The organism is Marinobacter sp. UBA2498, assembly GCF_002341575.1.
Lineage (GTDB): Bacteria > Pseudomonadota > Gammaproteobacteria > Pseudomonadales > Oleiphilaceae > Marinobacter > Marinobacter manganoxydans.
Map to the genome: position 1 here is coordinate 1 of NZ_DDOI01000076.1, position 9,524 is coordinate 9,524.

Sequence of the window (9,524 nt, forward strand, 5' to 3'; positions counted from 1 at the left end):
GCTAGGGGGTTGTGCGCATGCCCGAAATTTGGAATCGGCCAGGTCAGCTAATAAATTCAGTAAGTCTTTTTAGAATTCTTTTAAGGATTAATTATTACTGTTATTAGTACCGCAAGTTTCTGTGGATAAGCGAAGAAAATATCAGAAAAACAGTTTGTTGGGCGGTTTATAAGGGTATTGATAAGGCACCCTGAGATCTGTGGACGGTGGCAGGGTGAAATGTGGGTAAGTCGTTTTCGAAGCGAGGTTCAAAGTTATCCCCGGTTGCATCCCGTGGTTCCTAACAGGGTTAAACCCGGGCTGTACACACAGGGCTGTGGGTAACTTTCATTGTAGGAATTTTCTGTACACAAGGTTGTAGGTAAGTTCGTAAAAAACTGAAATATAAAGAAATAAATTTCCACAGGCTGTTCATGAACTGGCTTTAGCCCTTTCACTGGAGGGCCGGTCGGGTTAGAATTCGGGGTCATCTCACAGGACAGGAAGTCCCTTGTCCGTTCAGAGACATTTCAGGGTTATCGGGAGCAGGCTGTCGTGCCAAACAGTATGTGGCATCAATGTCTTGAAGTACTCCGGGACGAGTTTCCCGCACAACAGTTCAATACCTGGCTCAGGCCCCTGCAGTCCGATCACCGGGAGGGGCAGCTGATGCTGTTCGCCCCAAACCGTTTTGTCATGGATTGGGTAAACGAAAAGTACCTGCGACGTATCGAAGAGGTGCTCAAGGATCTGAACGGTGGGCAGGCGCCCCGGGTCAATATGAAAGTGGGTTCCGCACCCCGTGAAGGCGAACCGGTCAAACGGTCGGAAGCACCTGCCCGCGTCAACGGTCAGGTTCAGGAAGAGGCCGGCAGCCGGGTAACCGAAGAAGAAAAAGGCGTGGCCGCTACCGTTGCATCCACACCATCCGTGCGGCCGAAGAGTGACACCCAGCGGCGTCCGGTTCAGGTTGAAGGTGACATCAAACACCAGAGCTTCCTCAACGAGGGGTTCACCTTCGAAACCTTTGTGGAAGGCAAATCCAACCAGCTCGCCCGTGCCGCATCCATGCAGGTGGCCGAGAACCCGGGTGGCGCCTACAACCCTCTGTTTTTGTACGGCGGGGTTGGTCTTGGTAAAACACACCTGATGCATGCGATCGGCAACGAAATTGTCCGTCGTAACCCCAAGGCGAAGGTGGCCTATCTCCGTTCGGAGCGTTTTGTTGCCGATATGGTGAAGGCATTGCAGCTTAACGCCATCAACGAGTTCAAGCGCTATTACCGTTCAGTGGACGCGCTGTTGATTGATGATATCCAGTTCTTCGCCCGCAAGGAGCGTTCCCAGGAAGAGTTTTTCCATACCTTTAATGCGTTGTTGGAAGGCGGGCAGCAGGTAATCGTTACCTGCGATCGGTTTCCGAAAGAAATTGTGGATATGGAAGAGCGACTCAAATCGCGGTTTGGCTGGGGCCTGACGGTGATGGTAGAGCCGCCGGAACTGGAAACGCGGGTTGCCATTCTGATGAAAAAGGCCGATCAGGCCAATGTTAAGCTTAGCAGCGAAGCGGCCTTTTTTATTGCCCAGAAGATTCGTTCAAACGTTCGGGAGCTCGAAGGCGCGCTTCGTCTGGTGATAGCGAATGCTCACTTCACCGGCTCTGAAATCACTCCGCCGTTTATCCGGGAGAGCCTGAAAGACCTGTTGGCGCTGCACGAGAAACAGGTGAGCATCGACAACATTCAGCGCACGGTGGCGGAATATTACAAGATCAAGGTGGCCGATCTGCTATCCAAGCGCCGGACTCGAACGGTGACCCGGCCAAGGCAGGTCGCCATGGCGTTGTCGAAGGAGCTGACCAATCACAGCTTGCCGGAGATTGGTGATGCCTTTGGCGGGCGTGACCACACCACCGTATTGCATGCGTGCAAGAAAATCGTGGAGTTGCAGGAGACTGATCCGGGCATCCGCGAGGATTATCAGAATTTTATGAGACTGCTGACCACCTGATGCCGGGCGTTGGCGAACAACATTCACCCTTCCAACATAAAGAAAGCTGAGTGCCATGAAACTGACGATCAGCCGTGAATCCCTGCTTACCCCGCTGCAAAGCATTGCTGGCGTGGTGGAAAAGAAACAGACCATGCCCGTGCTCTCCAACGTCTTGCTGGTGGCCGAGGACAATACCCTGACCCTGACCGGTACCAATATGGAAGTGGAACTGGTGGCGCGGGTAACACCGGTGCATGTAGATCAGCCCGGCCGGATTACCGTTCCGGCCCGCAAGCTGTCGGATATCTCCCGGGCCCTGGGGGACGAGGCGCCGATGGAGCTGTCGCTTGAAGGCGATCGGTTGCACCTGCGGTGTGGCGCCAGCCACTTTACCCTGTCGACCCTGCCGGCGGAGCACTTTCCGAACGTGGAAGACGAAGACGAGAGCTTCCGTCTGGAATTACCCCAGAAAGAACTCGGCCGGATGCTCGATGCCACGGCGTTCGCCATGGCTCAGCAGGACGTGCGCTATTACCTGAACGGACTGTTGCTGGAAGTGGACAAGGACCATGTGCGGACGGTAGCTACCGACGGCCATCGATTGGCCATGGCACATCTGGAACTGGCCACCAATTGCCCGGAGCTGCGTCAGGTTATTGTTCCGCGCAAAGGGGTACTGGAACTGGCCCGGTTGCTCGATGATGTGGAAACACCGGTGACCCTGGTTATTGGCGATAACCACCTGCGAGCGACGGTGGGGTCTTATACCTTCACCTCGAAACTGATTGAAGGCAAATTCCCCGACTACAATCGCGTGATTCCGCGCGGGGGCGACAAGATCGTCCTGGCGGACCGCGCCACCTTGAAGAACACCCTGCAACGGGCGGGCATCCTGTCCCATGAGAACATCCGCGGCGTGCGCCTGAACCTGGCATCCAATGAACTCCAGGTATTTGCCAACAACCCGGATCAAGAACAGGCCGAAGATGCGCTGCCCGTGGACTATCAGGGCGAATCCCTGCAAATCGGTTTTAATGTAGGCTATCTGGTGGATGTCATGAACGCGCTGGATGAGGACCAGGTAAAAATAACCCTGTCGAATCCGAACAGCAGTGCGTTGATAGAGGCGCAAAACGATAACCGTTGCCTCTATGTTGTCATGCCCATGAGGCTGTAGGAGGAGATGAGATTGATGAGTACCGTAACGAATGGAATCAAAGGCGCCTTCAGGATTGGCCAGACTGTGTCGGTACTCGGGCGCACCGGGATCAACTGGCTTCGGGGGGATCGCCCTCCAACGCCGCGCTTGCTGAGGCAGACGTTTGAATCCCTCGGTGCAACCTACATCAAACTGGGACAGTTCATTGCCAGCTCCCCGACGTTTTTCCCTAAGGAGTATGTCGAGGAGTTCCAGCACTGCCTGGACAGAACACCCAACCTGCCCTTTGGTGTGATCAAGAGAATTATCCGGGAAGAGCTTGGTCGGCCCCTGGAGGAAGTCTATTCGGAAATCGATCCGGTGGCCCTGGCGTCGGCATCGATTGCCCAGGTTCACGCCGCGCGTCTGGTCTCCGGTGAAGAAGTGGTGATCAAGGTTCAGAAGCCGGGTGTGGAAAACATTCTCTTAACCGATCTGAACTTCCTGTACCTGTCTGCCCGTATTCTGGAAACCCTGGCGCCAAAACTGTCCTGGACCTCCATGTCCGGTATCGTCGAGGAAATCCAGCGGACCATGATGGAAGAGTGCGATTTCATCAAGGAAGCGAACAACCTGAAGGTGTTCCGGGAGTTTCTGCACGATACCCATAATGAAGATGCGGCAGTACCGAGGGTGTTTGAACACTGCAGCACCCGGCGGATCCTGACCATGGAGCGGTTCCACGGTGTGTCCCTGACCGATCTGGAAAGTATCCGCGGTTACGCCCGTGATCCGGAGCGTACGCTGATCACGGCCATGAACACCTGGTTTTCCAGTCTGACGCAATGTGAGTTTTTCCACGCGGATGTGCATGCCGGCAACCTGATGGTTCTCAAGGACGGTCGGGTTGGTTTTATCGACTTCGGAATTGTCGGCCGTATCAAGCCGGATACCTGGCAGGCGGTGAGCGATTTCATTTCAGCCGTTATGGTTGGGAATTTCGAGGGAATGGCCGACGCGATGATCCGAATCGGTATTACCCGTCAGACGGTTCGGGCAGATGATCTGGCCAGCGATTTGAGACGGCTCTACCAGCAGATGGACCGAATGGTGCCCGACGAGGTTCCCTATGAGGCGGAGCAGGCAGAAGACGATGTTAATCATATCCTGATGGATATGGTTAAGATCGGCGAAAGCCATGGCCTGCATTTTCCAAGGGAATTCGCTTTGCTACTGAAACAGTTCCTGTATTTCGATCGCTATGTTCACATCCTTGCACCAGAAATGGATGTGTTCATGGACGAACGGTTGAACATGCTCCACTGAGGCTGTCGCCTTGAGCGATTGGCTTTTGTACACTAGGGCAGCGTTACCGACGGGAAGGTAACGCTGCCTTTTTCGTTAAAGGGTTTTGTGTTGTTTCCTGCCCTCGTCCCCTTCGAGTCTGCTTTTCTATGGCGCTTGTAAAATTCCAGACTGAGAACTTCCGCAACCTGTCGTCGGCGCCGGTCAGCTTTTCATCGTCGTTTAATCTGCTTTACGGAGAAAATGGAAGCGGCAAAACAAGTGTGCTGGAAGCCATCGGTTATCTGGGATTGGGCCGTTCGTTTCGGGTGAACAGACACCAGGCAGTGGTTAGTCATGGCGAACAACGGCTGACAGTGTTTGGTGGTCTCGATCATGGGTTGGACTCACGCAGGCATGGCAGCGAGACCGATCTGGTGCATCGCCTGGGAATATCCCGGGATGTGGGTCAGAAGGAAACGATGTTACGGGTGGATGGTGAGGCGGTCAGGAGTCTTTCTGCCCTTGCCAAGCATCTGCCGGTATCTGTGATCGATCCTGGTGTTTTTGATGTGGTGGCAGGTGGACCCGGCAAGCGGCGTCAGTTTCTGGACTGGTTAGTGTTCCACGTGGAACCTTCCTTTGGATCTCTCTGGCAACAATGCCAGAGAGTGACATCACAGCGGAATCAAACGCTGAGAAATGGTAGACTAGACGAAGCTTTAATGCGTGTCTGGGATCATCAGTACGCTACCCTGAGTGAGCGCATTACTGAGGCCCGTACCGGCACCTTTGGCCGGTTCAAGTTGGCTTTTGAAAAGCTGGTTCGGGAAGTAGAGGTACCCTGGACCGAAGGTCTGAAGCTCGAGTATTACCCGGGCTGGGATGTCAGTCGGCCGCTGGCAGAATTACTGGTAGACCATCGGGATCAGGAGCGAAAAGTCGGGCACACATTATATGGTCCGAATCGCGCAGACATCCGGTTGAAGTTTCAGGGCAGGCCTGTTGCCGAAACGTTCTCCCGGGGCCAGCAGAAAACCCTGGTGATTTTGATGAAGATTGCCCAAGGCATGGTGTTGAGTGACATGGGCAAGCAGGTGACCTTTTTGCTCGACGATATTAACGCCGAGTTGGATGAGGGCCATCGCGCCATGCTGGCTATCAGGTTACAGGCATTACGTTGTCAGGTGTTTATCACGTCGATTGAGCGTCCCATGGTGGATCAGCTCTGGCCCGAGGGTAATGCACCGGATTACAGATTGTTCCACGTGGAACATGGCAAATTGACGGAAGAATAAGACCGGTGCGAAGAGCAAAGAATGCCCCGGCCTATCACGCTTCAGGAGTTTCCGAATGAGTGAATCGAACTATAATTCCTCCAGTATCAAAGTCTTGAAAGGACTGGATGCGGTGCGAAAGCGGCCAGGCATGTACATCGGGGATACCGATGATGGCACTGGCCTGCACCACATGGTCTTTGAATTGGTGGATAACTCCATCGACGAAGCGCTTGCGGGCTACTGCTCAGAGATTGGTGTGATTATCCACCCGGACGAATCGGTAACCGTGAAGGACAACGGCCGTGGCATTCCGGTGGACCTCCACGAAGAGGAAGGCGTTTCGGCTGCGGAAGTTATCATGACCGTGCTGCACGCCGGCGGTAAGTTCGACGATAACTCCTACAAGGTGTCCGGCGGTCTTCACGGCGTGGGCGTCTCGGTCGTGAACGCATTGTCCTCTACCCTCACCCTGACCATTCGTAGAGACAACAAGGTTTACGAGCAGACCTACACCCACGGTGTTCCCAATGCACCTCTGGCAGCCGTCGGCGAGACCGACGCATCGGGTACCAAGGTGCATTTCATTCCCTCGCCGGAAACCTTTACCCACATTGAATTCCACTACGACATTCTCGCCAAGCGTCTGCGTGAGCTCGCGTTCCTGAACAGTGGCGTGCGCATTCGTCTGACCGACGAGCGCTCTGGCAAGGAAGAAGTCTTCGAGTACGAAGGTGGCTTGCGCGCCTTTGTCGAGCATCTGAATTCCAGCAAGACCCCGATCAACCGCGTTTTCCATTTTAATCGCGAGCGCGAAGACGGTATCGCGGTGGAAGTCTCCATGCAGTGGAACGATGCTTTTCAGGAGAACATCTACTGCTTTACCAACAACATCCCCCAGCGCGATGGCGGCACACACCTGGCCGGCTTCCGGGCGGCCCTGACCCGTTCCCTCAATAACTATATCGAGCAGGAAGGTCTGGGCAAGAAGGCGAAAGTTGCGACCTCCGGTGACGATGCCCGGGAAGGCCTGACTGCCATCATCAGCGTCAAGGTTCCGGACCCGAAGTTCTCCTCACAGACCAAGGACAAGCTGGTCTCCTCCGAGGTGAAGACCGCGGTTGAGCAGGAGCTGTACCAGAGTTTTGCGGAGTACCTGCAGGAGCAGCCGAACGAAGCCAAACTCATCGTCAACAAAATGCTGGAAGCCGCCAGGGCTCGTGAAGCCGCTCGAAAGGCGCGTGACATGACTCGCCGCAAAGGCGCCCTGGATATCGCCGGTCTGCCCGGCAAACTGGCCGACTGCCAGGAGAAGGACCCCGCCCTTTCCGAACTTTACATTGTGGAGGGTGACTCGGCCGGTGGTAGCGCCAAACAGGGCCGTGACCGCAAGACCCAGGCAATCCTTCCGCTGAAAGGTAAGATCCTGAACGTGGAAAAAGCCCGCTTTGACAAGATGCTGTCCTCTGCAGAAGTGGGCACCCTGATCACGGCTCTGGGCTGTGGTATCGGCCGGGAAGAATTCAATCCCGATAAACTGCGTTACCACTCCATTATCATCATGACCGACGCGGACGTGGACGGTTCTCACATCCGGACACTGCTGCTGACCTTCCTGTTCCGTCAGATGCGCGAAATCATCGAGCGTGGCCATGTCTTTATCGCCATGCCGCCGCTTTACAAGGTCAAGCGTGGCAAGCAGGAGCAGTACCTGAAGGACGAGAAGGCCAAGGAAGCTTACCTCACCCAGACCGCTCTGGAAGGTGCCCAGCTCTATGTGAACCCGGAAGCCCCGGCGATCAAGGATTCCGCTCTGGAAACCATGGTCAAGGACTACCAGGCGGTCATGAACATGATTGGGCGACTGTCCCGGGCCTACCCGGCCAAGGTGCTGGAGCAGATGCTCCAGAACGTCACGCTCAAGCCTGAGCATCTGAAGGAAGAAGCTTCCGTGGCTCGCTGGGTTGCGCGTCTTGGTGATGGCCTGGACCTGGATACCCGCACCGGTACCAAATACACCTTCTCGGTCACCAAGGATACCGAGCGGGCGCTGTACCTGCCGAAGGTAACCATCTACGTGCATGGCATTCCCTACGAGCATGTATTCAGCCATGAGTTCTTTGAATCATCCTCGTACGCAGCGATCGCCCGCATGGGTGAAACTCTGGATGGCCTCATTGAAGACGGCGCCTATATCCAACGTGGCGAGCGTAAGCAGCCGGTGCTGTCGTTCGAAGGTGCCCTGGACTGGTTGATGAAAGAGGCCCAGCGCGGTCTGAATATCCAGCGCTATAAGGGTCTTGGCGAGATGAATCCAGAGCAGTTGTGGGAAACCACCATGGATCCGGAGACCCGCCGCATGATGAAAGTGACGATCGAAGACGCCATTGCGGCAGACCAGATCTTCACAACCCTGATGGGCGACGATGTCGAACCGCGTCGTAACTTCATTCAGACCAATGCCCTGGAAGTGACCAACCTGGACGTCTGATCACAACCGTCCAAAAGGCACAAAAAAAGCGGCGAAGGTTTGAAGCCTTCGCCGCTTTTTTTGTTTTCGATCCCGTGCGGCAACGACCGACCCCTGGAGGTTTTATTTACCGGTGCTCGATTCCGACGATTCGTTTCGCTCCCTCTCTTTCTCCGCCAGATGCGGTGCCATCACCTCTTCCAGCGTGTACCCGGTCAGCCGGCGGATAGTGCGCCAGAGATAATAAAAGATCAACATCATCATAATCATGGAAGGAATGGCGATCATGGGATAGCTCACCAGGGTCATCCGACCAAGCTCCTCATTGAACGCCTCGGTACCGGACGGGCTGACCACGATCCATTTAGCAATCACGTAGTTCATGATGGATGAAAACAGGAAGGTGCCCGCAAAGAAGTAACTCGCCTTGAGCAGGCCGGCCTCGAATTCCTCAACCCGATTGTGTTCTTCAAGGGTTTTGTGGATCTTATCGACATCCAGAACACTTGGGTTATACAGAAGGGTGCGTACCAGAGGGTACTTGGTTCGTGTGGAAGCCAGTACCGCCAGACCTATAATCGCGGGAATCGCGGCTTCCTTGATGGCTAACCAACCCGCATCCAGCTCAAGCAGGCCAATGCCGCCTGTCAGCCCGACACTGACCAGACCGAGTACCGCAATGAAGTTTTTCTTGCGGTACTTGATCAGTTCGAACAACCCCCAACCCAGTGGAAACGCCAGGCCGATGACCAGTGCGTTCACGCTGCCCAGATGTTCTTCGCCACTGAACTTCATCAGGATAACGGATGGAATGATAATACTGACCAGCAAGTCGACCCAGGGCCTTGGTTTGTGGTCCGGAACGTTGGCGGAGCTCGGAGACGTCATGTTCTAGCCTGATTGGTGAAACTGGAGCAGGCCGGAAGGCACTGCCGGAGTAGTCTGGGCAGTATACGATGAATCCAAGTGTGGACGTAACCGCCGTCACCGCACACAGAAGCGGCGGGTTGACTGAATAGACGCTTTCCAAACGGGCATAAAAAAACCGGGCTTATGCCCGGCTTTTCTGTTTCCTCTTGAACGTCAGCGCCGATCAGGCACCCACTTCCTTGAGGCTTTCTTCCACAATCGCCAGTCCTTCTTCCAGCACCTCGTCTTCGATGGTGACCGGCATCAGGAACCGCAAGGTGTTGCCGTACATACCACAGCTCAGGAGAATCAGACCCTTCTCCTTCGCCTTCTTGGTTACCGCCGCTGCCAGTTCCGGCTTGGGCGTACGGCTTTCCTTGCTTTCCACCAGCTCAAACGCAGCCATGGGACCAAGATTGCGCACATTGTCGACGTGGGCAAACTGTTCCTGCCACTGGCTGAAGCGCTGCTTCAG

At 55.0% G+C, this 9,524-nt stretch carries 7 protein-coding genes; 5 read left to right on the forward strand and 2 right to left on the reverse strand.

Translation table 11 applies throughout. The annotated features are described in order from the left end of the window. The first annotated feature begins 546 nt into the window (after window positions 1-546). The 5 genes from dnaA (at window position 547) to gyrB (ending at window position 8,161) form a co-directional block, all read left to right on the forward strand. Window positions 547-1,989: a chromosomal replication initiator protein DnaA gene (gene dnaA / locus B2W52_RS10465; protein WP_014578837.1), complete on the forward strand. Its 1,443-nt coding sequence runs from the start codon at window positions 547-549 to the stop codon at window positions 1,987-1,989. A 55-nt stretch (window positions 1,990-2,044) separates the two neighbouring features. Continuing rightward, the gene (dnaN, locus tag B2W52_RS10470; protein ID WP_008172539.1) at window positions 2,045-3,148 is read left to right on the forward strand and encodes a DNA polymerase III subunit beta; all 1,104 of its coding nucleotides are present in this window, start codon (window positions 2,045-2,047) and stop codon (window positions 3,146-3,148) included. 15 nt (window positions 3,149-3,163) lie between these two features. Beyond that, on the forward strand, window positions 3,164-4,435 hold the full coding sequence (locus B2W52_RS10475) for an ABC1 kinase family protein (protein ID WP_273069687.1): 1,272 nt from the start codon (window positions 3,164-3,166) through the stop codon (window positions 4,433-4,435). Between the two features lie 128 nt (window positions 4,436-4,563). Then, window positions 4,564-5,691 (forward strand): DNA replication/repair protein RecF, encoded by a 1,128-nt coding sequence (gene recF, locus B2W52_RS10480; protein WP_273083953.1) that lies wholly within the window; start codon window positions 4,564-4,566, stop codon window positions 5,689-5,691. 55 nt (window positions 5,692-5,746) lie between these two features. Continuing rightward, the gene (gene gyrB / locus B2W52_RS10485) at window positions 5,747-8,161 is read left to right on the forward strand and encodes a DNA topoisomerase (ATP-hydrolyzing) subunit B (protein ID WP_062783697.1); all 2,415 of its coding nucleotides are present in this window, start codon (window positions 5,747-5,749) and stop codon (window positions 8,159-8,161) included. Between the two features lie 102 nt (window positions 8,162-8,263). Here the strand turns inward: gyrB and B2W52_RS10490 are convergent, their stop codons facing one another. Further along, window positions 8,264-9,028 (reverse strand): VC0807 family protein, encoded by a 765-nt coding sequence (locus B2W52_RS10490; protein WP_273069684.1) that lies wholly within the window; start codon window positions 9,026-9,028, stop codon window positions 8,264-8,266. Window positions 9,029-9,233: 205 nt separating this feature from the next. Further along, the coding region (locus B2W52_RS10495; RefSeq protein WP_286802915.1) for an aminotransferase class III-fold pyridoxal phosphate-dependent enzyme at window positions 9,234-9,524 on the reverse strand (291 nt) is incomplete at its 5' end.